This is a genomic window from Streptomyces sp. bgisy100 (assembly GCF_057709105.1).
Genome location: NZ_JBYITE010000009.1, coordinates 84,084 through 108,067, shown reverse-complemented (window position 1 = coordinate 108,067; position 23,984 = coordinate 84,084). Strand labels below are relative to the sequence as shown.

The 23,984-nt window shown below is 74.0% G+C and carries 18 protein-coding genes and 1 pseudogene; 4 read left to right on the top strand and 15 right to left on the bottom strand.

Annotation, left to right across the window (positions count from 1 at the left end; translation table 11 throughout):
- Positions 1-388 precede the first annotated feature (388 nt).
- A complete protein-coding gene (locus AC3EQ1_RS08890) occupies positions 389-1,252 on the bottom strand; it encodes an alpha/beta fold hydrolase (protein WP_432093815.1) in 864 nt (287 codons plus the stop codon).
- Positions 1,253-2,244: 992 nt separating this feature from the next.
- Complete coding sequence (locus tag AC3EQ1_RS08885; protein WP_432093747.1) at positions 2,245-2,937, bottom strand: iron-dependent transcriptional repressor DtxR; 693 nt, start codon at positions 2,935-2,937, stop codon at positions 2,245-2,247.
- 175 nt (positions 2,938-3,112) lie between these two features.
- Between AC3EQ1_RS08885 and AC3EQ1_RS08880 the strand changes: the two genes are divergently transcribed.
- Positions 3,113-3,889 carry an SIS domain-containing protein gene (locus AC3EQ1_RS08880; protein ID WP_432093746.1) on the top strand — a complete coding sequence of 259 codons (777 nt, stop codon included), beginning with the start codon at positions 3,113-3,115 and terminating at the stop codon, positions 3,887-3,889.
- A gap of 184 nt (positions 3,890-4,073) precedes the next feature.
- Here the strand turns inward: AC3EQ1_RS08880 and AC3EQ1_RS08875 are convergent, their stop codons facing one another.
- Positions 4,074-5,630, bottom strand: a complete 1,557-nt coding sequence (locus AC3EQ1_RS08875; RefSeq protein ID WP_432093745.1) for a PAS domain-containing protein — start codon at positions 5,628-5,630, stop codon at positions 4,074-4,076.
- A 499-nt stretch (positions 5,631-6,129) separates the two neighbouring features.
- Complete coding sequence (gene pdxH / locus AC3EQ1_RS08870) at positions 6,130-6,756, bottom strand: pyridoxamine 5'-phosphate oxidase (RefSeq protein WP_432093814.1); 627 nt, start codon at positions 6,754-6,756, stop codon at positions 6,130-6,132.
- A 519-nt stretch (positions 6,757-7,275) separates the two neighbouring features.
- Here pdxH and AC3EQ1_RS08865 point away from each other — a divergent pair.
- Positions 7,276-8,376, top strand: coding sequence for a citrate synthase 2 (locus AC3EQ1_RS08865; RefSeq protein ID WP_432093744.1), 1,101 nt, complete (start codon positions 7,276-7,278; stop codon positions 8,374-8,376).
- 232 nt (positions 8,377-8,608) lie between these two features.
- Here AC3EQ1_RS08865 and AC3EQ1_RS08860 read toward each other — a convergent pair whose 3' ends face one another.
- The 9 genes and pseudogenes from AC3EQ1_RS08860 to AC3EQ1_RS08820 form a co-directional block, all read right to left on the bottom strand.
- Positions 8,609-9,166: a TetR/AcrR family transcriptional regulator gene (locus tag AC3EQ1_RS08860; protein WP_432093813.1), complete on the bottom strand. Its 558-nt coding sequence runs from the start codon at positions 9,164-9,166 to the stop codon at positions 8,609-8,611.
- Between the two features lie 431 nt (positions 9,167-9,597).
- The gene (locus tag AC3EQ1_RS08855) at positions 9,598-10,578 is read right to left on the bottom strand and encodes an enoyl-CoA hydratase family protein (protein ID WP_432093743.1); all 981 of its coding nucleotides are present in this window, start codon (positions 10,576-10,578) and stop codon (positions 9,598-9,600) included.
- Complete coding sequence (locus AC3EQ1_RS08850; RefSeq protein ID WP_432093742.1) at positions 10,575-12,173, bottom strand: 4-coumarate--CoA ligase family protein; 1,599 nt, start codon at positions 12,171-12,173, stop codon at positions 10,575-10,577. Before AC3EQ1_RS08850 ends, AC3EQ1_RS08855 begins: the two co-directional genes overlap by 4 nt.
- A 285-nt stretch (positions 12,174-12,458) precedes the next feature.
- Positions 12,459-13,712 (bottom strand): acyl-CoA dehydrogenase family protein, encoded by a 1,254-nt coding sequence (locus AC3EQ1_RS08845; RefSeq protein ID WP_432093741.1) that lies wholly within the window; start codon positions 13,710-13,712, stop codon positions 12,459-12,461.
- A 327-nt stretch (positions 13,713-14,039) separates the two neighbouring features.
- Positions 14,040-16,103, bottom strand: coding sequence for an acetyl/propionyl/methylcrotonyl-CoA carboxylase subunit alpha (locus tag AC3EQ1_RS08840; RefSeq protein WP_432093740.1), 2,064 nt, complete (start codon positions 16,101-16,103; stop codon positions 14,040-14,042).
- Positions 16,104-16,111: 8 nt separating this feature from the next.
- Positions 16,112-17,707 (bottom strand): acyl-CoA carboxylase subunit beta, encoded by a 1,596-nt coding sequence (locus AC3EQ1_RS08835; RefSeq protein ID WP_432093739.1) that lies wholly within the window; start codon positions 17,705-17,707, stop codon positions 16,112-16,114.
- Complete coding sequence (locus tag AC3EQ1_RS08830; protein WP_432093738.1) at positions 17,704-19,383, bottom strand: acyclic terpene utilization AtuA family protein; 1,680 nt, start codon at positions 19,381-19,383, stop codon at positions 17,704-17,706. The genes AC3EQ1_RS08835 and AC3EQ1_RS08830 overlap by 4 nt, the downstream gene beginning before the upstream one ends.
- Positions 19,380-20,174: a TIGR03084 family metal-binding protein gene (locus AC3EQ1_RS08825; RefSeq protein ID WP_432093737.1), complete on the bottom strand. Its 795-nt coding sequence runs from the start codon at positions 20,172-20,174 to the stop codon at positions 19,380-19,382. The genes AC3EQ1_RS08830 and AC3EQ1_RS08825 overlap by 4 nt, the downstream gene beginning before the upstream one ends.
- Positions 20,175-20,563: 389 nt before the next feature.
- Positions 20,564-21,451, bottom strand: a pseudogene (locus AC3EQ1_RS08820) (EamA family transporter); the annotation flags it as partial.
- 129 nt (positions 21,452-21,580) lie between these two features.
- Here AC3EQ1_RS08820 and AC3EQ1_RS08815 point away from each other — a divergent pair.
- On the top strand, positions 21,581-22,444 hold the full coding sequence (locus AC3EQ1_RS08815; protein WP_432093736.1) for a LysR family transcriptional regulator: 864 nt from the start codon (positions 21,581-21,583) through the stop codon (positions 22,442-22,444).
- Between the two features lie 84 nt (positions 22,445-22,528).
- Here the strand turns inward: AC3EQ1_RS08815 and AC3EQ1_RS08810 are convergent, their stop codons facing one another.
- Together AC3EQ1_RS08810 and AC3EQ1_RS08805 are read right to left on the bottom strand one after the other, a co-directional pair.
- Positions 22,529-22,720: a hypothetical protein gene (locus AC3EQ1_RS08810; protein ID WP_432093735.1), complete on the bottom strand. Its 192-nt coding sequence runs from the start codon at positions 22,718-22,720 to the stop codon at positions 22,529-22,531.
- Entirely contained in the window at positions 22,717-23,088 is a 372-nt protein-coding gene (locus tag AC3EQ1_RS08805; RefSeq protein ID WP_432093734.1) for a DUF6415 family natural product biosynthesis protein, read from the bottom strand. Before AC3EQ1_RS08805 ends, AC3EQ1_RS08810 begins: the two co-directional genes overlap by 4 nt.
- A 133-nt stretch (positions 23,089-23,221) precedes the next feature.
- Here AC3EQ1_RS08805 and AC3EQ1_RS08800 point away from each other — a divergent pair, with 133 nt between their 5' ends.
- Positions 23,222-23,968, top strand: coding sequence for a GntR family transcriptional regulator (locus AC3EQ1_RS08800; protein WP_432093733.1), 747 nt, complete (start codon positions 23,222-23,224; stop codon positions 23,966-23,968).
- Positions 23,969-23,984: the final 16 nt, after the last annotated feature.

The window sequence follows — 23,984 nt, the reverse complement described above, 5'->3', positions numbered from 1 at the left end:
GCCTCCTGAGCCAGCGGGGGCGGCACGGGCCGGAAGAGCGGACGGCCTGGGCGGGCGGACGGGGACTGCTCGGGCAGCGCCACCAGCCACGGACGGTAGGGGGAACAGCACGGAAACCGCGTGCGCCGAGGCGCCACCGGAAACCGCGGGCCTTTGTCCACGGACTGAGATCCGGAACTGAACGGGGAGCGGGAAGCGGGAAGCAGGAAGCGGGGGCAGCGTCACCGGGTGACCGGCAACCGGGGACAGGGCCGGGAGCGGGAAGCGGGGGCCAGCGTCACCGGATGGCCGGCAACCGGGGACAGGGCCGGGAGCGGGAAGCGGGGGCCAGCGTCACCGGATGGCCGGCAACCGGGGACAGGCCGAGGCCCGGCCGGCCGGGCCTCGGCTACGCCGGGAGGGCCGTCTCCAGGAATGGCTCGATCGCGGCGCGCCAGTCGTCGGGCCGGTCGTAGTGGACCAGGTGACCGGCGTCCGGGACCTCGGCGTACTCCCCGCGCGGCAGCACCCGGACCATCTCCTGGGCCTCCGCGCGCCCCAGCTCGCCGTCGACCCCGCGCACGACCAGCGCGGGGCACTGGACGAGGGCCAGCTCCTCCCAGTGGGCGTCGTACACCCAGGTCTCACGGGACATCAGCATCTGCCGCCGGGAGAACACCGGGCGCCAGCCGTCGGCCCGTTCGGCCATCACCTCGGCGTAGAACTCGCCGCGGGACGGGCGCGGCCGCTCCAGCGTGGGGTCGTCCTCGCCGAACCACCGGCGGACGTCGCGGAGCGTCGCGAACGGCAGCGGCCAGGTCTTGAACCACTCCTCCCACTCCCGCTGCGACTGGGCCCCGAGCGCCGAGGCCCGCATGTCGCAGACGACCAGCGCCCGCACCAGGTCGGGGCGGCGAGCGGCCAGCTGCCAGGCCGTCAGGGCGCCCATGGAGTGACCGATCAGCGTGACGGGGGCGAGGTCCAGCTGCTCGATGGCGGCCGCGGCGTCGGCCACATACGCCTCGCGGGTGTACGGCCCGTCGGCGGGCTTCTCACTGCGCCCGTGACCCCGCTGGTCGAGACCGATCGCCCGGTACCGGCCGGAGAGCCACCGGGCGGTGCCGGCCCAGTGCGCGGCCCGGCCCATCAGTCCGTGCAGTAAAAGGATTCCGGGGGCCTTCGCGTCGTCCCGGCCACCCTTCGGCGGATCGCCGTACTCCCAGGCGGCGAGCCGCACGCCGTCGGCTCCGGTCACATCGATGCGCCGCACCATGTGTCCTGGCACCCCCAATCCTTCCGGCCGCTCCGCGTCGTCAGCTGCTGAGTCCTCACATACGTACCCGAGTGCGGGGTGGAACACGGCCACATTATCGAACCCCCATTCGATTGGGTGGTTCTGGAACGCAACACCCCACTTTTGAGTGACTGCACTCAAGGGTTGGCGCTCCACGCCGAGGGGAGACAGCTACCGGGAGGCGGACCCTTCGGGGAAGGGGGTCCGCGGGGAACGACCCTGAGAGCTCGGGGCTCCGGGTCGCCACGGGGGGACATGGGGAGGCAGGGCCCCGGTTGCACAGTGCACCGGGGCCCTCGCTCCCGAATCTTCCGCCCCCGCTCCGTACGGCCATCGCAGCCCCCTCCCCTGCCTGCCGGCCGCCCCGTCGGACAGCCGTGAAAGCCCCCGTGCCATATGCCTCAGCGACAGCGTCGCACGAGCCGGAGCGGATCGCTGCCATTCCGGAGCCATCTTCCGGGAAACCGGAGAAGTCCGGCCGACCGCACTCCCCGCCGCACGCCCGACATGCCGCCCGTACCAACCGCGCCCGAGGGAGCGGGAGTCGGAGCGAGGGCGGCCCCACGGCACCCCGCTCTGCCGGATGCCCGGGACACGGCGGAACTCACGGTGCGGGGGCGGAACCGACGGACGGGAGGCGCCCCTGTCGCAGGGCAGCCGAGCCGGGGCCGGCGGTACTGGGCTGGTGGAACTGGATGGGCGGTACTGGCTGGTGGAACTGGGCGGGCGGTACTGGCTGGTGGTACTGGGCAACTGACGCAGGGCAGTTGGTGCAGGGCAACGCCTCGGCCAGGGCCCGACGCCCAGCGGGAACCGGGGCCCAGCGGCAAAGGAGCCCAGCGGGAAGCGAGGCCGGGCGGCGCCCGGAACGCGAAAAGCCGCCCGAGGGGCGGCAGTTCGCGGCGTCGTGTCGGCACACGACTCCGGTATGTGATCCCGGCACCGGCGGGCGATCCCGCGGGCGGGCGGCGTCAGCGCTTGGCGACGAAGACGTGCGAGGCGATGTCCGAGTGCAGCTCCGCGGCCTCACCGCTGCTGCCGACCAGGACTCCGCCCGCCGCCTCCGTCACACTCACCACCGCGCCCGGCTGCACACCGGCCCGGCGGAGCGTGTACATCAGCTGCGCGTCCGTCTGGATGGGCTCGCCGATCCGGCGCACCACCGCGGTGGTGCCGTCCGTCCCGGGGTCGAGGTCCATCAGGCTGACCATGCTCTCGTCGAGGAACGGGTCGGCCTCGGCCTTCTCCCCCAGCTCCTCCAGGCCCGGGATCGGGTTCCCGTACGGCGACTCGGTGGGGTGCCGGAGCAGCTCGAGCACGCGGCGCTCCACCGCCTCGCTCATCACGTGCTCCCAGCGGCAGGCCTCGGCGTGCACCTGCTCCCACTCCAGGCCGATCACGTCGACGAGCAGACACTCGGCGAGCCGGTGCTTGCGCATCACGCGGGTCGCCAGCCGGCGGCCCTCGTCGGTCAGCTCCAGGTGGCGGTCCCCGGCCACGGTGACCAGGCCGTCACGCTCCATGCGTGCCACGGTCTGGCTGACCGTCGGGCCGCTCTGGTCGAGCCGCTCGGCGATCCGGGCGCGCATGGGGACCACGCCTTCTTCTTCCAGCTCCAGAATGGTGCGGAGATACATCTCCGTGGTGTCGATGAGTCCCGACATGCGTGCCCCTCGATCTCTACGTGCGTGGCCCTGACTTCAATTCTGACGCATCCCACCGACAACCGGGGCACGTCCGCCCCTCGCCGTATTGACAGTCGGCCGCCGTGGGCCCCAACGTGATCCGCGCCACCGGGTACGGACCTGTGGAATTCCTACGGAAAGGACCTGAGCGGCCATGAACGACAAGGCGGCGGACACCGGCACGGACCTCGCCGGCCGGTTCCTCGACGCCGCCGCCGACCTGCTGCGACGGGTGCGGGACGAGGAGACCGGGGCCATCGCGGCGGCCGGTTCCGCGATCGCCGGCACCGTCGCCGCCGGCGGCCGGCTCTTCGTCTTCGGCGCCGGGCACTCCTCGCTGCCCGCGCAGGACGTGGTCTACCGGGCGGGCGGGCTCGCGCTGATGAATCTGCTCTCCGTGCCCGGCGTGGTGGGGGTCGACGTCGTTCCGGCCACGCTCGGCAGCGCGCTGGAGCGCGTGGACGGCCTCGCCGCCGCGGTCCTGGACACCAGTCCCGCCCGGGCCGGGGATCTGCTGGTGATCATCTCGCTGTCGGGGCGGAACCCGCTGCCCGTCGAGATGGCGATCAACGCCCGCGCCCTCGGGCTCACCGTGATCGGCGTGACGTCGGTGGCCTACGCGGACGGCACCCGGTCCCGGCACTCCTCCGGCGCCCACCTGCGGGACCACTGCGATCTCGTCCTGGACAGCAAGATCGCGGTCGGGGACGCGGAGCTGACGGCCGACGGCATCGACGCACCCTTCGCCCCGGCCTCCACCGTGGTGACGAGCGCGATGCTGCAGGCCGTGATGGCCGCGGCCGCGGGTGAGCTGGCGGCCCGCGGGATCACTCCGCCCCTGCTGCGCTCGGGCAATGTGGACGGCGGGCACGAGTGGAACGGGCGGGTGCTGGCCGAGTTCGCGGACCGGATCTTCTTCCGGCACTCGTAGGGCCGGTCGTTCGGATCGGGCCGGGTCGGCCGACGCGGATCGGACCGGGTCGGACCGGATCGGGTCGGATCGGGTCGGACCGGATCGGGCGCGGACCGACGCGGATCAGGACAAGCCGCCGCGGATCAGCGCGGGCCGGTCCGGCTCGGCGCGGGCCGGTCCGGCTCGGCGCGGGCCGTCCGGCTCAGCCCCGGCCCCGGCGGCCCAGCTGTTCGGCCAGATCCAGGGCTCCCCCCACCCGGTACGCCACGTCCTCCGCGTACGAGGCGTCCGTGCGGTCGAAGGCGTTCCGGCCGCCCGCGCGCAGGAACGTCGCCACGCCCAGCGTCCGGCCGCGGCTGCGCAGCACGGCGCAGAGCGCGTGCACCGTGTCCTCCGGCCACTGCCGCGCCGCGGCCCACTGCCGCGCCTGGTCGCCGGCCCCGGCCGCGGGTTCGGCGCTCGCGGCGCCGACCCCGGCCGCCGTCGGGCCGGCCGGTCCACGGTCCGTACCGCTCCCCGTCGCGCCCCGCGGGGGCTGCCCGGCGCGGTTCCGCCAGCTGGCCCGGACCGACCCGGCGCGCTCGACCGCCAGGAGGGCGGGGTGGCCCTCGATGTACCGCAGCGGGATGCCGCCGGGCACGACCGGTGAGCAGGGGCCGCCGGAGCCGGCGGGGGTGGCGGCGGCCCGGACCAGGCGGACCGGTTCGCCGTCCGACGTCAGGTCCAGCAGCGCGTGGTCGGCGAAGCCGGCGAGGGCGAAGTCCAGGAAGACGGTCGCCGCCTCCAGGGGGTCCTCGCACTCGGCGGCCGTCCGGGCCGCCCGGTGCAGCTGATTGCCGCGGAAGCGCAGCAGCGAACTCTCCCGTTCGGCCTGCCGGACGTCGGTGACGTCGTGGAAGAACCAGCCGACGCCCAGCGGGACCGGCTCCTCCGCCAGGGGTGACGCCAGCCGCAGGAAACCGCACCGCCAGCAGCGCCGTTCCTCCGCGCCGCCCGCACCGGCCCGGAGCGTCACCCACACGTCGGCCGGAGCGGGCGGCGCCCCCTCGGCCAGGACGTGCTGGAGGGCGCTCTCCAGCTCCTCGACGCCCTGGGAGAGCAGCTCGCCCAGGGGCCGGCCGAGGAGGGCGGCGCGGTCGGTGCGCAGGGCCCGTGCGGCCTGTTCGTTGGCGACGGCCGGGCGCAGATCGGCGTCGACCAGCACCAGCCCCCAGGCCGCGTCCTCGAAGAGCGCCTCGCTCAGGGCGATGGACCGCTCCAGGTCGATCTGGGCGTGCACCTCGCTGAACGCGCAGTACACCCCGGCGGGGCGGCCGTCGGCGCCGCGCACGCCCGCCGACTGGGTACGGACGAGCACCCGGCCGCCGGCCTTGGTGACGAGGGCGAACTCGTGGACCTGCCGGCCCTCGGCCGCCATGACGCCGAGCAGCCGGCCCTGGACCTCGTCGGCGTCCGCCTCGCGGACCGCCCAGCCCGCGAGGCCGTGCCGGCCCACGGCCTCCTCCGCGCTCCAGCCGAGAATGCGCTGGGCCTCGCGGTTCCAGTGGGTGACGACCCCGTCCGCGTCGAACGCGCAGAGGGCGGCGTCCATCCCCTCCAGGAGGGCGGCGAGCAGGTCGGAGTCGTCGCAGTCGGCGGGCGGGGGGAGGCCGTCCCGCGCGGCGGTGCCCTCCTCGCTCGGGGTGTCCGCGGCGCCTTCCGGGCGCTCCGGGCCCGGGCGCGCCGGCCGGGTGGGGCCGGAAGGCCGGGAAGCAGTCACCTGGCACCTCCTGCTGGACGTGGCTGCATGTGCTGCACGCCCGATCATTCAACTGGAACGTGACGCAACCCACAGCGTGTTCCCGGAAATCGGTGCGCACTGCCCACCGGCCGGATCCGGTGACCGCGCTCCGCACCGGGGACCGGTTCCGTGACCGCCGCGGCACACGGTGAAGTCACACGGCGAAGTCACCGGAGGCGCCCGCGGAAAATGGGTTGTAGGGCTCCCGGGCGGTGCCTAGCGTGTGGGGTACACGAGAAGGGAGGTGGTTCGGCAGATGTATGCAATCCGGACGCGTGAGGTGACTGCGGGCTAGCAGTCCGTCGTCGCGCTCTGCGCATCGCCGGACGCGCGCACGCACAGCGTGTCGCAGCCGGCCTATTCCCAAGCAGTCACCCGACCCGCGAGCCGCCGGTACGTCCGACCGGCCCCCGAGCGCCCCTGGGCGCCGGGGAACAGGCTCGCGGGTCGTCTGCGTTCCGGCCCGGCCGCCCCGCCGCTACGGGCAGAGGCGGTCCACCTGCCAGCCGGACCCGGCCCGGACGTAGCGCAGCCGGTCGTGGAGACGGTTCTCCCGGCCCTGCCAGAACTCGACCGTCTCCGGCCGCACCCGGTAGCCGCCCCACTCCGGCGGGACCGGCACCTGCTCCTCGGGCGGGTAGCGGTCCGCCAGCTCCCCGTACAGCCGGTCGAGCTCGGCGCGGGAGGCGACGGTCGAGGACTGCTCGCTCGCCCAGGCGCCCAGCTGGGAGCCGTGCGGCCGGGTCCGGAAGTACGCGGCCGTCTCGTCGCGGCCGGTCCGCTCCGCCACCCCGCCGACGATCACCTGCCGGGCGATCGGGTGCCAGGGGAAGAGCAGCGAGATGGACGGATTGCCGGTCAGCTCGCGGCCCTTGCGGGAGCCGTAGTTCGTGTAGAAGACGAAGCCCCGCTCGTCGTACTGCTTCAGCAGGACGGTGCGGGAGCTGGGCCGGCCGGTGTCCGGGTCGGCGGTGGAGACGATCATGGCGTTGGGTTCGAAGATTCCGCTCGCGGCGGCCTGCTCGAACCACCGGGCGAACTGTTCCATCGGCTCGTCGGCCAGCTCGGCCTCGGCCAGGCCTTCGGCCCGGTAGTGCTCGCGCATGGCGGCCGGGTCGAGGGCGCGCCTGGTCGGTGGGACTACCGGTTGCTGCGGATCGATGTCGGGCACCCGCTCATCTTGACGCATGCGCCGTCCGGCCCGATCGGCCACCCGAGTTTGCCCAGCGCACAGCCTTCGTAACCGCGATCCGCCGAACCCGGCACTGTGCCGGATCTCACGCTTCCCCCGCACCTGCCGGACCCGCGAAAATCATCCGCTGGGCCCCTGTGGCGTCCGGACACCGAGAACCGTCTGTCCGGCCCGCACTGCCCGCAGAACCGTAGTGACCTGCAACGACCGGTGAATCACCCTCGGCGCTCGCGGCCTGACCGACCGCAGGGCCCGCTTCCGTCGGGCCGGCTTTCCGCCGCGACCGGGGTGACCGGCGCCCGCGCGGGGCATCACCGGGGTGACGGAACGGACGCGAGTCGCAGTGTCGCGGCAGCGTGCAGTCTCGGCACCGTACAGAAGTGACATTGAGGTCACAAGCCGCATGTCGACCGTATCTTGAGGAGCCGCCTGATGTCCGACTTCGTCCCCGGACTCGAAGGAGTCGTCGCGTTCGAAACGGAGATCGCCGAACCCGACAAGGAAGGCGGCGCGCTGCGCTACCGAGGGGTCGACATCGAAGACCTGGTCGGCCATGTCTCCTTCGGCCATGTCTGGGGTCTGCTGGTCGACGGCGCGTTCAACCCCGGTCTGCCGCCCGCCGAGCCGTTCCCGATCCCGGTGCACTCCGGCGACATCCGCGTGGACGTGCAGTCCGCGCTCGCCATGCTCGCGCCGGTCTGGGGCCTCAAACCACTGCTGGACATCGACGAGGCGCAGGCCCGTGACGACCTGGCCCGGGCCGCCGTCATGGCCCTCTCCTACGTCGCGCAGTCCGCGCGCGGCCAGGGCCTGCCGATGGTGCCGCAGAAGGAGATCGACAAGGCGGAGACCGTCGTCGAGCGCTTCATGAAGCGCTGGCGGGGCGAGCCCGACCCGAAGCACGTCAAGGCCGTCGACGCGTACTGGACCTCGGCCGCCGAGCACGGGCTCAACGCCTCCACCTTCACCGCCCGGGTGATCGCCTCCACCGGCGCCGACGTGGCCGCGGCCCTGTCGGGCGCGGTCGGCGCCATGTCCGGACCGCTGCACGGCGGCGCGCCCTCCCGCGTGCTCGGCATGATCGAGGAGATCGAGCGCACCGGCGACGCCACGGCCTACGTCAAGCAGGCCCTGGACAAGGGCGAGCGGCTGATGGGCTTCGGGCACCGCGTCTACCGCGCCGAGGACCCGCGGGCGCGGGTGCTGCGCCGTACGGCCAAGGAGCTCGCCGCCCCGCGCTTCGAGATCGCCGAGGCGCTGGAGAAGGCGGCGCTGGAGGAGCTGCACAACCGGCGTCCGGACCGGGTGCTGGCCACCAACGTCGAGTTCTGGGCGGCGATCGTGCTGGACTTCGCGGAGGTCCCGGCGCACATGTTCACCTCGATGTTCACCTGCGCCCGCACCGCCGGGTGGAGCGCGCACATCCTGGAGCAGAAGCGGACGGGCCGGCTCGTCCGGCCGTCGGCCCGCTACATCGGCCCCGAGGCCCGCAACCCGCGCGAGGTCTCCGGCTACGGGGACATCGCGCACTGACGCGAGCAGCGGCGCGGCGCACATGGGTCCGGGCGCGCCGGCGGCTGCGGCCACGCCGCACGGACTCCGCCTCGGGCGCCCGACGGTTCGACCGTCGGGCGCCCGAGGGCGTTCAGCGGGTACGGGCGCCGGGACGGCCCCTGCGGGGAGATGGGCCGGGGCCTGGGGCGTACGTGCTGGTGGGCGCGGGGTACGTGCTGGTGGGCGCGGGCCCACGCCTCGTACGCCCGCCCTACGCCTCGGGGGCCAGCACCTCGTCCAGGACGCGGGCCCACTGCTCCACCACCCGGTCGCGCCGGGGCTTGTCGTCGGTGAGCAGGTTGGCCAGCCCCAGGCCGCGGGCCATGTCGAGCAGCCCCTGGACGGTCTCCCGGACGCCGGGGCGGCCCTCGTCCGCGCCCAGCAGCTCCACCGCCATGCGGTGGGTCTCCCGGCCCACCCGGGCCTCGATCGCCACCACCCGGCGGCGGAGCTCCTCCTCGTTCGAGGCGGCCACCCAGAGCTGGAGCGCCGCGCGGAACAGCGGACCGGTGTAGAGGTCGACCAGTTCCTCGACGACCGCCCAGGTGCGGGCGACCGAGCCCGGCGGCGGCAGGCTCCGGGTGACCGCGCGCAGCGCCCCCGACCGCTTCTCCGCGACGTGCTCGACCGCCGCGGTGAACAGGTCCTCGCGGGTGGGGAAGTGGTGCTGGGCGGCGCCGCGGGAGACGCCGGCCCGCTCGGCGACCACCGTGACCGTGCTGCCGCTCCAGCCGTGCTCGGCCAGGCAGGCCACGGCGGCCTCCAGCAGCCGGAGGCGGGTGGCGCGGCTGCGGTCCTGCTGGGGGCCGCGCTCCTGGCGTCCGTGGCCGGGGCGTTCCCGGCCCGGCCGGCCGCGGGAGGTGGTGCGGGACGTGGTGCGGACGCCGGGCTCCCGCTCCGGGTCCCGGCGCCCCGCCGCGCCGTGGTTCCCTTCCGGGCCCTGGTCCGCATCCGGGCCCTGGCCCCCTTCCGGACCATGTTCGGCTTCCGGACCGTGCTCCTCCGCTCCGGGGGCGCTCGTCGGACCGCCGCCGGGGCCGTCCGCCCGGGGTTCCGTGCCGCGGGCCGGGCCCCCTTCCCGGGGTTCCGTGCCAGGAGCCGGGCCCCCCGCCCGGAGTTCCGGGCCAGGAGCCGGACCTGCCGGGCCTGGGGCCGGGCCCGTAGCGCGAGGAGCCGGGCCCCGGCCCGCGCCGGACGACGTCACCGCGCCCACGCCGGGTCCCGCCGCTCCAGGAACGCCGTCATGCCCTCCCGCGCCTCGTCGGAGGCGAACAGCCGGGCCGACTGCTCGGCCAGGGCGTCGGTGTCCCGGTCGAACCCGCGCAGCACCTCGGCGGTGACCAGCCGCTTGGACTCCGCCAGCCCCTGCGGGGAGGCCCGCCGCAGGCCGTCGAGGACCGGGGCCAGCGCCTCGTCGACCTCGCGGTCGCTCCCGGCGGCCACCGTCACCAAGCCGATCCGGGCCGCCTCCACGGCGTCGAACCGCTCCCCGGTCAGGTAGTAGCGGGACGCGGCCCGCGGGTCGAGGCGCGGCAGCAGCGGCATCGAGATCACCGCCGGGGCCAGGCCGAGCCGCGCCTCGGTGAAGGCGAAGCTCGCGCCGGGCCCGGCCACCGCGATGTCGCACGCGCCCAGCAGGCCGAGCCCGCCGGCCCGGACATGGCCGGTCACCCGGGCGACGACGGGCTTCGGCAGCTCGACGATGGTCCGCAGCAGCCGCGCCAGGCCCAGCGGGGCCGACGCCCCGGAGCCTCCCGGACTCTTCGGACCGCCCGGTGCCGCCTCCCCCGTCGGGGACTGCGAGGCCGAGGAATGGGATGCAGGGGACTGCGAGGCCTGGGACTGGGATGCCGGGGACTGGGACGGGGACTGCGGCGTCGTGTCTTCCGAAGCCGCCGGGCCCGAAGCGGCCGGACCGGATCCCGCGGACCCCGGGGCCGGTGCGGCCGGGGGCGCTGCGGCGGTCGCCTCGCCGAGGTCCGCGCCCGCGCAGAACGTGCCGCCCGTGTGGGTCAGCACGACGGCCCGGATCTCCGGGTCCTTCGCCGCGGCGTCCAGAGCGTCGTACAACTCCTGCACGAGCCGCACCGACAGGGCGTTGCGGTTGTGGGGCGAGTCGAGGGTGAGGGTGGTGACGCCGCGCTCGGAAGCGCGGCGCACCAGCCGTTCGGCAGCTGTCATGAGGGTGCTGAACTCCTTTCCCGGTCCCGCAGTTCACGCCGGAGGATCTTGCCGCTGGCGGCGCGGGGCACGGTCTCCAGGAACGCCACCCGGCGCACCTTCTTGTACGGGGCGACCCGCCCGGCAACGTACGTCATGACCTCCTCCTCGGTGATCTCCGCCCCCGGCTGCGGGACGACGAACGCCTTGGGGATCTCATTGCCGTTCCCGTCGGTGACCCCGATGACCGCGGCGTCGGCGATCCGCTCGTGGGAGAGCAGCACCGCCTCCAGATCCGCGGGAGCCACCTGGTAACCCTTGTATTTGATCAACTCCTTGACCCGGTCGACCACATACAGCCAGCCGTCCGCGTCGACGCGGCCGATGTCGCCGGTGTGCACCCAGCCGTCCGCGTCGACCATCTCGGCGGTCGCCTCCGGTCTGCCGAGGTACCCCTTCATGCGCTGCGGGCCGCGGATGACGATCTCGCCCTCCTCGCCCGCCCCGAGATCCTTCGCCGGGTCGTCGAGGCTCACGATCCGCATCTCGGTGCTGGGCAGCAGCTTGCCGACGGTGCCCGGCGGCGGGGCCGGGGCGCCCTCGACGGGACGCGGCACCGCGTGCGTCCCCGGGGAGAGTTCCGTCATGCCGTAGCCCTGCATGACGGGCGGCACCCCGAGGCGGCGGGAGCACGCCTCGGCCAGGTCCTCGTCGAGCGGGGCCGCCGCGCTCACGATGAACTGCAGGGACGACAGGTCGTGCGACGCCACCGCCGGGTGCTTGGCCAGCGCCAGCACGATCGGCGGCGCCACGTAGAGGGCGGTGACCCGGTGCTTCTCGATCGTCGCCAGGAACTGTTCGAGGTCGAAGCGCGGCAGCACGACCACCGTCGACCCGTTGCGCAGCGGGGCGTTCATCAGGGCGGCGAGACCGTAGATGTGGAAGAAGGGCAGCACCGCCAGCACCCGGTCCGCCGGGCCGCTCTCGACGAGGGCGTGCAGCTGCGACAGGTTGGTGGCCATGCTGCGGTGGGTCAGCATGACCCCCTTGGGGGTGCCGGTCGTCCCGGAGGAGTACGGCAGCGCGGCCACGTCCTCGGCGGGATCGAAGGCCACCACGGGCTCGGGAGCGGTGGAACCCAGCAGGTCCAGCACGGAACGGTGGCCCTCCGCGCGGTCGCAGACGAAGATCTCCGCGATCGCGCCGCCGCCCGCCGCCTCGGCCGCGGCACGGGCGGTGTCCAGCAGCGGGGAGACGGTGACGATCCATCGCGCCCCGCAGTCCCGGAGCTGCCGGCCGAACTCCTCCGCGGTGGCGAGCGGGTGGATGGTGGTGACGGTCGCGCCGGCGCGGGTCGCGGCGTAGAAGACGACGGGGTAGGCGAGCGTGTTGGGGCTGTGCAGGGCCAGCACGTCCCCCTTGCGGACGCCCGCCTCGGCCAGGCCGGCCGCCACGCGGCGGTGAAAGCTGTCCAGCTGGGCGTAGCTGAGGGTGGTGCCGTCGACGCCGTCGATCAGCGCGGGCAGTTCGCCGAACTCGGCGGCCCGGCCGAGGACGACGTCGTGGATGGGCCGGTCGACGACGGGGATGTCCGCGTACTCACTGTGGAACACCATGGCGGTCCCTTCTGGGGCTGTCGTTCCTCCATCGCTGTGGCCCGGGGGCGCGGCGGGGCCTGCGGACGGCTCTGGGCCGGCCGTCCCGAGCGGTTCCGGGCGGTCCGGCCGGTCGGGCCGGTCGGGCCGGTCGGGCCGAGCCGGTCGGACCGGTCGGTCTCACGGGCCCTGCCGGCCGGTCCGGGCGGTCCGGTCCGGCTGTCCGGTGCGCAGGTCCCGGCGTCCGGCCGGTCCGTCCCGCAGGGCCCGCCGCGTGGTGGGCACAGCCCTTCAGGGTCGCGTGTTTCAGTACGACTTGGGGAGACCCAGGGACTGATGGGACACGAAGTTGAGGATCATCTCCCGGCTGACCGGCGCGATCCTCGCCACCCGGGACGCCGTGATCATCGATGCGAGGCCGTACTCCCGGGTGAGGCCGTTGCCCCCGAGTGTGTGGACGGCCTGGTCGACGGCGTGTGCCGCGGCCTCGGCGGCGGCGTACTTCGCCATGTTCGCCGCCTCCCCCGCCGCCATGTCGTCGCCCGCGTCGTAGAGGTGGGCGGCCTTCTGCGTCATCAGCCGGGCCAGTTCGATCTCGATGTGGACCTGGGCGAGCGGGTGCGCGATGGCCTGGTGGGCACCGATCGGGGCCTTCCACACCGTGCGGGTCCGGGCGTAGTCGACGGCCTTGGCGAGCGCGTACCGTCCCATGCCCAGCGCGAAGGCGGCCGTCATGATCCGCTCGGGGTTCAGGCCGGCGAAGAGTTGGAGCAGACCCGCGTCCTCTCCGCCTCCGGCGTGGGAGGGGCCGCCGCCGACCAGCGCGTCGGCCGGGAGCCGCACGTCGTCGAGCACGAGTTCGAACTGCTTCTCCGGGGCGGCGAGTTCCATGTCGATCCGATTGCGCGAGAAGCCGGGGGTGTCCCGGGGGACGATGAACAGGCAGGCCTTGAGCCTGCCGGTCCGGGCGTCCTCCGTGCGGCCGACGATCAGTGTGGCGTCGGCGATGTCCACCCCGGAGACGAACACCTTCCGGCCGGTCAGCAGCCAGTCGCCGGTCGCCGGGTCGCGGCGGGCCGTGGTGGTGATCCGGTGCGAGTTGGAGCCGGCGTCGGGCTCGGTGATCCCGAACGCCATCTTCCGGCTGCCGTCCGCGAGGCCCGGCAGCCACTGCTGCTTCTGCTCGGTGGTGCCGAAGCGGGCGATGACAGTGCCGCAGATGGCGGGCGAGACGACCATCATGAGGAGCGGGCAGCCGGCGGCGCCCAGCTCTTCGAGCACGATGGAGAGTTCGGTGATGCCGCAGCCCCCGCCGCCGTACTCGGTGGGGAGGTTCACCCCGAGGTAGCCGAGCTTGGCCGCCTCGGTCCAGAGCTCGTCGGTCTGCTGTCCGTCGCGGGCGACGGCGGCGAAGTACTCGCGGCCGTAGCGGGCGCCCAGGGCGGAGACGGCTGCGCGGAGGTCGCGGTGGTCCTGGGGCTCGATGACGGGGGGTTCGCTGGGGGCGTTGGGGGTGGGGGCGTTGGGGGCGGCGTTGGGGGCGTCGGGGGCGTCGGGCATGGCGGGGCCTCCTCGGGCGGGGTGTACGGGGTTGGTGCGGGGCGGGTCCTGTTCTTCGGGGTTGGGTGGGGGCGGGGTCCGCTGGATGCGGGGTCCGCTGGATGCGGGGTCCGCTGGATGCGGGTTCCGGTTCTGCGGGGTTCGGGGTGTTGCCGAGGTGTGGGGTGCGCTGGCGTCGGTGCCGTTCTCCGCTGGTGCGGCTGGGTGGGGCGGGTGCGGCTCGCCCGTGGGTGCGGGGGCGAGGCTTCCGGGGTGGGGGGTTCCGGAACGTATATTTACGTGCCTGGCGGCCCACAAATACACGGAAGCTTCCGGAACCCCCCACCCCTACAGCCCCGCCCCCTCCCGCCGGTGGCCCGCCTCGGGATCCCCGCGGTCGGTGGCGCCATTCCGGTGAGCCGCCTCGGGATCCCCCTGGTCGGTGTCGGGTTGCCGGTGGCCCGCCTCGGGGTCCTCGTGGTCGGTTTCGGGTTGCCGGGGCGCCGCCTCGGGATTCCGCTGGTCGGCGTCCTCGGTCACGACCGCCAGGAGGGTGCCCAGTTCGACCTGGGTGCCTTGGGTGGCGTGGAGTTCGGTGAGGGTTCCTGCGGTGGGGGCGGAGATGCGGTGTTCCATCTTCATCGCCTCCAGCCAGAGGAGCGGCTGGTCCGCCGTGACCCGGTCGCCGATCGTCAGGTCGGCGACGCGGATCACCGTGCCCGGCATCGGGGCCAGGAGGGAGCCCGGTTCGGTGTGGGCCGTGGGGTCGGGGAAGCGGGGCAGGGCGGTGAAGGTGTGGGCGCCCAGCGGTGAGTCGACGTGGATGCGGCTGCCGTAGGCGGCGATCTCGAAGGTACGGCGGATGCCGTCCAGTTCGAGGACCACCTGATCTGCGGTTGTCCGGAGGACGCGGATGCCGCCGTCCTCCGGGACCGGGCCGCCGCGGGTGTGGCGGTAGCGGATCTCGTGTTCGGTGCCGTCCGGTTCCGAGCGGTAGGTCTTGGTGTGCGGCTGGGACGGTACGTTGCGCCAGCCGCCGAAGCGGGACCGGCCCGAGGAGTCGGCGAGGGCCACGGCGAGGGCCGAGATCTTGCTGTGTTCGTCGGTGGGTGCGGTCAGGTCGGGGAGGTGGCGGTCGTAGAAGCCGGTGTCCAGGCGGGCCGCGGTGAAGTCCGGGTGCCGGAGCGAGCGCACGAGCAGGTCGCGGTTGGTGACCGGGCCGTGGATCCGGGCCCGTTCGAGGGCGCGGGCCAGCTTGCGGACGGCTTCGGCGCGGGTCGGCGCGTGGGTGATGACCTTGGCGAGCATCGGGTCGTAGTGGACGCCGATGTCCATCCCGTCGGCCACTCCGGAGTCCAGCCGGGCACCCGGGATGTCCAGGCGGTGCAGGGTTCCGGTCTGGGGCTGCCAGCCGCGGGAAGGGTCCTCGGCGTAGAGGCGGGCCTCGACGGCGTGGCCGGAGGGTTCGGGGAGGTTCGTCAGTTCGTCGCCCTCGGCGATGCGGATCTGGAGGGCCACCAGGTCGATGCCGTAGACGGCTTCGGTGACCGGGTGTTCGACCTGGAGGCGGGTGTTCATCTCCAGGAAGTACGGGCGCCCGTCGGCCGAGACCAGGAACTCGACGGTGCCCGCGCCGGTGTAGCCGACGGCGCGGGCCGCGTCGGTGGCGGCGTTGTGGAGGGTGCGGCGCAGTTCGTCGTCCAGGCCGGGGGCCGGGGCCTCCTCGATGACCTTCTGGTGCCGGCGCTGGAGGGAGCAGTCGCGGGTGCCGAGGGCCCATACGGTGCCGTGGTGGTCGGCGAGGATCTGGACCTCGACGTGCCGGCCGCATTCCACGTAGGGCTCGGCGAAAACCTCGCCGTCGCCGAACGCGGAGGCCGCCTCGGTGCTCGCGGCCGCCCAGGCGTCCGGGAGCTCGGCGAGGTCGCGGACCAGGCGCATGCCGCGGCCCCCGCCGCCCGCCGCCGCCTTGATCAGCAGGGGCAGGTCCGCGCTGGTGGCCTGGTCGGGGTCGACGGGGGCGAGGAGCGGCACCCCGGAGGAGGCCATGAGGTCCTTGGCGCGGGTCTTCGACGCCATGGCCTCGATGACCTCTGGCGGCGGCCCGACCCACAGCAGCCCGGCGTCGAGGACCGCGCGGGCGAACTCGGCGTTCTCGGAGAGGAAGCCGTAGCCGGGGTGCACGGCGTCCGCGCCGGAGGCCAGGGCCGCCTTCACGATGAGGTCGCCGCGCAGGTAGGTGTCGGCCGGTGCGTTGCCGGGGAGCCGTACGGCCGCGTCGGCCTCCCGGGTGTGCGGGGCGTCCGCGTCGGCGTCGGAGTGCACGGCGACGGTGGCGATGCCCAGCTCGCGGCAGGTGCGGAACACGCGGCGGGCGATCTCTCCGCGGTTGGCGACCAGGAGCGATTCCATGTTCGTCCTCACATCCGGAAGATGCCGAAGCTGCGGGTTCCCTCGACCGGGGCGGTGTGGATCGCCGACAGGCAGAGGCCCAGCACGGTGCGGGTGTCGCGGGGGTCGATGACGCCGTCGTCGTAGAGCCGGCCCGACAGGAACGCGGGCACCGACTCGGACTCGATCTGCTGCTCCACCATGGCGCGCAGTGCGGCGTCCGACTCCTCGTCGTACGGCTTGCCCTTGGCCGCGGCCGAGGAGCGGGCGACCAGGGAGAGGACGCCGGCGAGCTGCTGCGGCCCCATGACGGCCGATTTGGCGCTGGGCCAGGCGAAGAGGAACCGCGGGTCGTACGCCCGGCCGCACATGCCGTAGTGGCCCGCCCCGTAGGAGGCGCCCATGAGGACGGAGAGGTGCGGGACGGTCGAGTTGGAGACCGCGTTGATCATCATGGCGCCGTGTTTGATGATGCCGCCCTGCTCGTACTCCTTGCCGACCATGTAGCCGGTGGTGTTGTGGAGGAAGAGGAGGGGGATGTCCCGCTGGTTGGCGAGCTGGATGAACTGGGCGGCCTTCTGCGACTCGGGGCTGAAGAGGACGCCCTGGGCGTTGGCGAGGATGCCGACCGGGTAGCCGTGCAGGGTCGCCCAGCCGGTGGCCAGGCTGGGGCCGTAGAGCGGTTTGAACTCGTCGAAGTCGGAGCCGTCGACGATCCGGGCGATGACCTCGCGCGGGTCGAACGGCACCTTGAGGTCGCCGGGGACGATGCCGAGGAGCTCCTCCGCGTCGTACTTCGGCGGCTCGGCCGGTGCCGGGTCGGGGTGCGCCTTGCGCCAGTTGAGGCGGGCGACCACCCGGCGGGCGAGGCGCAGGGCGTCCGGCTCGTCGGCGGCGAAGTAGTCGGCGAGACCGGAGGTGCGGGCGTGCATCCCGGCGCCGCCGAGGGATTCGTCGTCGCTCTCCTCCCCGGTGGCCATCTTGACCAGGGGCGGGCCGCCGAGGAAGACCTTGGAGCGCTCCTTGACCATGATCACGTGGTCGGACATGCCGGGGACGTACGCCCCGCCGGCCGTGGAGTTGCCGAACACCACGGCGAGCGTGGGGATTCCGGCGGCCGAGAGCCGGGTCAGGTCCCGGAAGATCGCCCCGCCCGGGATGAAGATCTCCTTCTGGCTGGGCAGGTCGGCCCCGCCCGACTCCACCAGGCTGACCAGCGGCAGCCGGTTGGCGAACGCGATCTCGTGGGCGCGCAGCGCCTTCTTGAGGGTCCACGGGTTGCTGGCCCCGCCGCGCACGGTCGGGTCGTTGGCCGTGATGAGGCATTCGACGCCCTCGATGACGCCGATCCCGGTGACCATGGACGCCCCGACGGGGTAGTCGCTGCCCCAGGCGGCGAGGGGGGACAGCTCCAGGAACGGGGTGTCGGGGTCGACCAGCAGCTCGATGCGTTCCCGGGCGAGGAGCTTGCCGCGGTCGCGGTGGCGGGCGACGTACTTCTCGCCGCCTCCCGCCGTCGCCTTGGCGTGCTCGGCATCCAGGTCGGTGAGTCGCGCGAGCATCGCCGTGCGGTGGGCCGTGTGGTCGGGGCTCGTGGGGTCGAGGGCGGACGCGAGCACGGTCACAGCAGCATCTCCGGAATCTCCAGGTGACGGGAGCGCAGCCACTCCCCCAGGGCCTTGGCCTGCGGGTCGAAGCGGGCCTGTGCGCCGACGCCCTCGCCGAGCAGGCCGTCGACGGTGAAGTTCAGCGCGCGGAGGTTGGGCAGGACGTGACGGGTGACGGTCAGCGGACGGGTCTCCGGGAGGAGTTCCTGGAAGCGGCGGACGGTGAGGGTGTGCGCCAGCCAGCGCCAGGCGTCCTCACTGCGGGCCCAGAGGCCGACGTTGGCGCTGCCGCCCTTGTCGCCGCTGCGCGCCCCGGCGACCATGCCCAGCGGCACGCGGCGGGTGGGCCCCGGCGGCAGCGGCTCGGGCAGCGGGGGTTCGGGCAGTTCGGCGAGTTCCGCGGTCCGTGCCGGGGGCGGGACGGGGATCCGGCGGCCGTCGTCCAGCACCGCCGTGTGCGGCACGCTCCCCGCGGCGACGTACGCCGCCTCGAACACCCCGTACGGGGCGCCCTTGCCGGGCGGCGCGGTGAGATGGAAGCCGGGGTAGCCGGCGAGGCCGAGCTCCACCGCCGCGCTGCTGACCGCCCGGCCGACGGTCTCCGGGTCCGGGTCGCGCACCACCAGTCGCAGCAGGGCGCTCGCCTCCTCCTCCACCGCAGCGTCGGCGCGGTCGGTCCGGGCGAGGGTCCACCGGACCTCGGCGGGGCGGGTTTTCGCGAGCGCCCGTTCCATCTGCTCCCGGACCAGCGCCGCCTTGGCCTCGATGTTCAGCCCGGTGAGGACGAAGACCACCTCGTTGCGGTGGCCGCCGAGCCGGTTCAGCCCCACCTTGAGGGTGGGCGGCGGCGCCTCGCCGCGCACCCCGTCGATCCGCACCCGGTCCCGGTCGAGCCGGGTGAGCCGGGCGGTGTCCAGGCGGGCGGTGACGTCCGGGCCCGCGTACCGTCCGCCGGCCGTCTCGTACAGCAGTTGCGCGGTCACCGTCCCGACCGTCACCGCGCCGCCGGTGCCGGAGTGTTTGGAGATCACCGAGGAGCCGTCGGCGTGGATCTCCGCGACCGGGAAGCCCGGATGGACGATGTCGTGCTCGGTGAAGAAGGAGTAGTTGCCGCCGGTGGCCTGGGTGCCGCACTCCAGGACGTGCCCGGCGACGACCGCCCCGGCGAGCGCGTCCCGGTCCTCGGCGGTCCAGCCGAAGTGGGCGACGGCCGGGCCGGTGACCAGCGCGGCGTCGGTGACCCGGCCCGCCACCACCACGTCGGCACCGGAGCGCAGGCACTCGGCGATGCCGGCGCCGCCGAGGTAGGCGTGGGCGGCCACCACGCCCGGGCCCCAGCCGCGGTCCAGCAGGTCGTCGCCCTCGACGTGCGCCACCCGGACGGGGACGCCGACCCGGTCCGACAGCTCCCGCACGGCGTCGGCGAGCGCGGCCGGGTTGAGGCCGCCCGCGTTGGTGACGATCCGCACCCCGCGCTCGGCCGCCAGTCCGAGGCCCTCCTCCAGCTGGCGGAGGAAGGTGCGGGCGTAGCCGAGCCTCGGGTCCCGGGCCCGGTCCCGGGCCAGGATGAGCATGGTCAGTTCGGCGAGGTAGTCCCCGGTGAGGACGTCGAGGGGGCCGCCGGTGAGCATCTCCCGGACGGCGTCGAACCGGTCGCCGTAGAAGCCGGAGGCGTTGCCGATGCGCAGGGTCACGCCGCACCTCCCGAGGGCGCCCGGCCGGGTCCGGGCGGGCCGGCGAAGGACTGGGCGATATCCAGCCAGCGGTCCGCGTCCGGCCCCTCGGCGCGTACGGCGAGGTCGCCGCGGTGGGCGCGCTGGGTGACCAGCAGACAGAAGTCGAGGGCGGGGCCGGTGACGCGCTGCGCGGCGTCCGCCGGGCCGAACTCCCACATCTCCCCGTCCGGGCCGGTGAGTTCGACCCGGAACTCCTCGCCCGGTGACGGCAGTCCGCGGGCCAGGTAGGCGAAGTCCCGGGCGCGCACCCCGATCCGGGCCACATGCCGGAGCCGGGCCGTCGGGGTGCGCTTCACCCCGAGCGCGTCGGCGACGTCCTGGCCGTGCGCCCAGGTCTCCATCAGCCGCCCGGTCGCCATCGAGGCGACGCTCATCGGCGGCCCGAACCAGGGCAGCCGCGCGCCCGCGGGCTGCCCGGCGAGGGCCCGCCGCACGGCCGCCCGGCCCTCCCGCCAGTGCTCCAGCAGTGCGGCGGGCGGGCGGGCCGCGCCGCGCTCGGCGGCGTCGTCGACGAAGGTGTCCGGGGCGCTGAGGGCCGTCGCGGCCTGCCGGGTGAAGGCCTCGGGGTCGGTGGCGGAGAGCACCGCCTGCTCGTCGGTCCAGGCCAGATGGGCGATCTGGTGGGCGATCGTCCAGCGCGGTGCGGGAGTCGGGGTCGCCCAGGCCTCCGGTGGGAGTCCGGCCACGAGCCCGTCGAGCTCCTCCCCCTCGCTCAGCAGGTCGTCGAGCACGGCACCGGGATCGGCCACGGTGCGCTCCCTTCATGGGTTGACGTGTCGTCAGCGCGTTCCGAGCCCTCCGAGCGTGGCAGCGGCCACAGAAACAATCAAGCGTGCCTGCATGATTTCTCGCCACGGTCCCGGGCGGCGGGGGCCCCAAGCTCGGGGGCCCCGTCCTCCGGGCTCGCGTTCTCGGGACTCACGTTCTCGGGACTCGCGTTCTCGGGACTCCCGCCCGCGGGGCTCGCGGCGAGGCCGCCGCGGTCCCGGCCGCTGTCGCTCTGGTGCCGACCGCTGTCGCCGTGGTCCCGACCGCTGCCGTCCTGCTCCCCGCCACTGCCGCTCTGCTCTCCGCCGCTGCCGCCGTGCTCCCCGCCGCAGCCGCGCAGCCGGCGGCGGAGACTGCCGCGCACCCGGTCACGCGCCCGGTCGCGCCGGTCCGGCATCCCGACCGCCCCGGCGCTCGCGGCCACGACCAGCGCGATGGCGAGCCCGTCGGTGAGGGTGAGCTCCTGGCCGAGGACCAGGTATCCGGCGAGGGCGGCGACGGCCGGCTCCAGGCTCAGCAGGACGGCGAAGGCGGCCTCGGGGAGGCTGCGCAGGGCGAGCAGTTCGAGGGTGTAGGGCAGCACCGAGGAGAGCAGGGCGACCGACGCGGCCAGGCCGAACAGCACGGGGTCGGTCAGCGCCACCCGGGCCTGCCCGGCACCGAACGGCAGGGCGAGCAGGGCCCCGACGGCCATGGCGATGGCGAGGCCGTCGGCGCGCGGGAAGCGGCGGCCGGTACGGGCGCCCAGCAGGATGTACCCGGCCCACAGCACGCCCGCGGCCAGCGCGAAGCCGACTCCGGCCGGATCCAGCCGGTCGAACCCGCCCCGGCCGAGCAGGAACACCCCGCACAGCGCCAGCGCCGCCCACAGCAGACTCGCCACCCGGCGGGAGGCGAGCACCGACAGGGCGAGCGGGCCGAGCACCTCCAGGGTGACCACGGTGCCCAGCGGCAGGCGGTCCAGCGCCTGGTAGAAGAGGGTGTTCAGGCCCGCCAGTGCGGCGCCGAAGCCGCACACCACGGCCCAGTCGGCACGGCTGTGACCGCGGATCCGGGGGCGGCACACCACCAGCAGGACGACGGCGGCGACGACGAGGCGCAGCGTGACCATTCCGAGCGGGCCGGTCCGCGGGAACAGCAGCGCAGCCACGGCGGAGCCGAGCTGGAGCGAGACCGCTCCGCCCGCCACCATCGCCACCCCGGCCGACCGGGGCAGCCGGGAGGCCGGCGCGGACGCCGGGCCGGACGCGGCATCCATGGGGGCGGACGCGGCGGACGGAGAGGGGGCGGGGGCAACGAGGGTGCTGTCTTCGCTCACCCCTGCACGCTAAGGAGGCGATCTTCGCCCCGTGAAATGCCGGATTCCCTGTTGTTATGCTTCGAACGCATGACCGTCGAGCTGCGTCATCTCCGCTGCTTCCTCGCCATCGCCGAGGAGGGGAGCATCACGCGCGCCGCCGCCCGGCTCCACCTCACCCAGCCCGCCGTCTCCCGCACCCTGAGCCGGCTGGAACTCGCGCTGGGCGTGCGTCTGGTGGACCGGTCGACCCACCATCTGGAGCTCACCACCGAGGGCCGGGCGTTCCGCGACAAGGCCGCGGCGGCCGTCGCCGCCTTCGACGAGGCGGTCCTCCCGGCCCGGCTGCGGCAGTGGCCGCTGCGGCTGGGGCACCCCTGGTCGGCGGCGGGCGAGTACACGACGCCGCTGCTGCGCCGGTGGAGCGAGGCGCACCCGGAGACCCCGCTGGAGCTGCTGCGCATCGACGACCGGACGGCCGGGCTGACCCGGGGCGCGGTCGACATCGCGGTGCTCCGCGGCCGGGTCGACGCCCCCGGTGTGATCACGGAGCAGCTGTACACCGAGCCGCGGGTGGCGACCGTGCCCTCCGACAGCCCGCTGGCCGCCCGGCCGGAGCTGACCCCGGCGGACATCGCCGGGGAGACGGTCGTCCTGAACAGCGTCTCCGGCCTCACCACACCGGACCTGTGGCCGGGCGGCCCGCGCCCGGCGGCGACCCTGACCGTGGCCAACACCGACGACTGGCTGGCGGCGATCGCGGCCGGCCGGGGCGTGGGCGTCACCGCGGCGGCCACCACCCGGATCCACGCGCACCCCGGGGTGACCTACGTCCCGGTCACCGGCGCGCCGGACGTCCCGGTGTTCCTGGCCTGGCGGGACACGGCGGGCCACCCGGCCATCCCGTCCCTGGTGGCCCTGGCCCGCGAGGTGGTGGCGGAGAGCGGGGGGTGAGGCCCCTTTACCCCGGGATTTCGCAGGGGCAGGGGGATGCAGCGGGCAGCCGACGGAGGGGGGACGTCCGCCGGCTGCCCTGTCTCAGGTACGGCGGCGCCCGTAAACGGGACAGCCGCTCAGGACGGGATCGAAGGGCCGGAGCCGGTAGATGCTCATGCACTCCGGACAGGCGTACTGGATCGCGCCGGGCCCGCTGCCGGTCTCGATGAGCGCAATCAGGGTGGGCCGGCCGGTGTAGCCCTGGTGCCAGGTGCACCACCGCACGGCGCTCATGCGCGCTCCCGGTGCTGGTGGTGGACCAGGAGCCACTGACAGTCGCTCGCCAGGGTCGAGACCTGGATGTGCGCGGAGAGCGGGCCGTCGCCCACCCCCTGCTTCACCTGGCGGTGGATGCCGTCGAGCTTGGCGCGGGCCGTGTACCACGTAAGGCTGCCGCGCCAGAGCCGGTCGACGGCGGCTTCGGCGTCGGGGAGCAGGAGCTGAATGTGCCCGAGGAGGAGTTCCTCGACGGCGGTCAGCTCATCCATGTCAAGACGGCCGGTTCCGGTCCGTAAGGCCCGTTCGATGGTCGCCTGGATGGTGACTTCGTCAATGGGAGCGGTGGCGTCCGGCGCGGACGTGCCCCCGGGTGGTTCGTTCATTGCGGCAGCACTCACAGTGCACGCCTCTCAACTAGGAGTAGTGAGCTGCCTCAAGGTTAGAGAGTGAGCTAGCGCAAGACAAGCCATTGGAGTGGACTAGCTCACACTCCAACTGGCGTGCGATGCTCCAGATATGACCAGTACTCAGCCCCGCATCCGAATCGCCGAGTTCTACCGGCAGCTCATCCGGGACGGGCATATCGTCCCCGGCGACCGACTGCCCACCGTTCGTGAAATGTCCGAGCAGCACAGCGCCGCCACCGCCACCGTGCGGGCCGCCATGGGATGGCTCCGCGTTGAGGGATGGATCGTCACCACCCAGCGCGGCTCATTCGTGGCCGAGCAGACCACCAACGCCGCCTCACCCCGGGACCGGCTCGACCGCGTCCGCCGCAGGGGCAGTGTCCTGGCCGATGGCGAGACCAAGCGGGTCGTCGGCGCGGACCTGATCGTGCCGCCGCTCTACGTCGCCGAACTGTTCGACCAGGACCCGGGCGCCCAGGTAGTGCGCCGCGAGTACGTCGTCGGCTCCGGCGCCCAGCGCCTGGCCCTTGAGGTGGACTGGTATCCGGCAGAGTTCGCCGAACTCGTCCCCGACCTTCTGGAGACGGTGCCGGGACAGAGGATCGGCGACCAGCCTGGCCGCGGTGACGACCTGCTGGCGCTGATCGAGGCAGCCACGGGCCGCACGGTGCGGCACGGCAGGGATGCCATGCACGGCCGGGCCGCGGACCAGCGCGAGGCCAACCACCTCGGCATCCCGACCGGGGCGCCGATCCTGGCGGGCACACACGAGTGGTCCGACGACGACGGGGTGATGGTGTACGGGGAGTGGTGCCTGCCGCAGCGGCTGACGATCGGGTACGAGTACCAGCTCTGACTCTGAACCCGCGAAG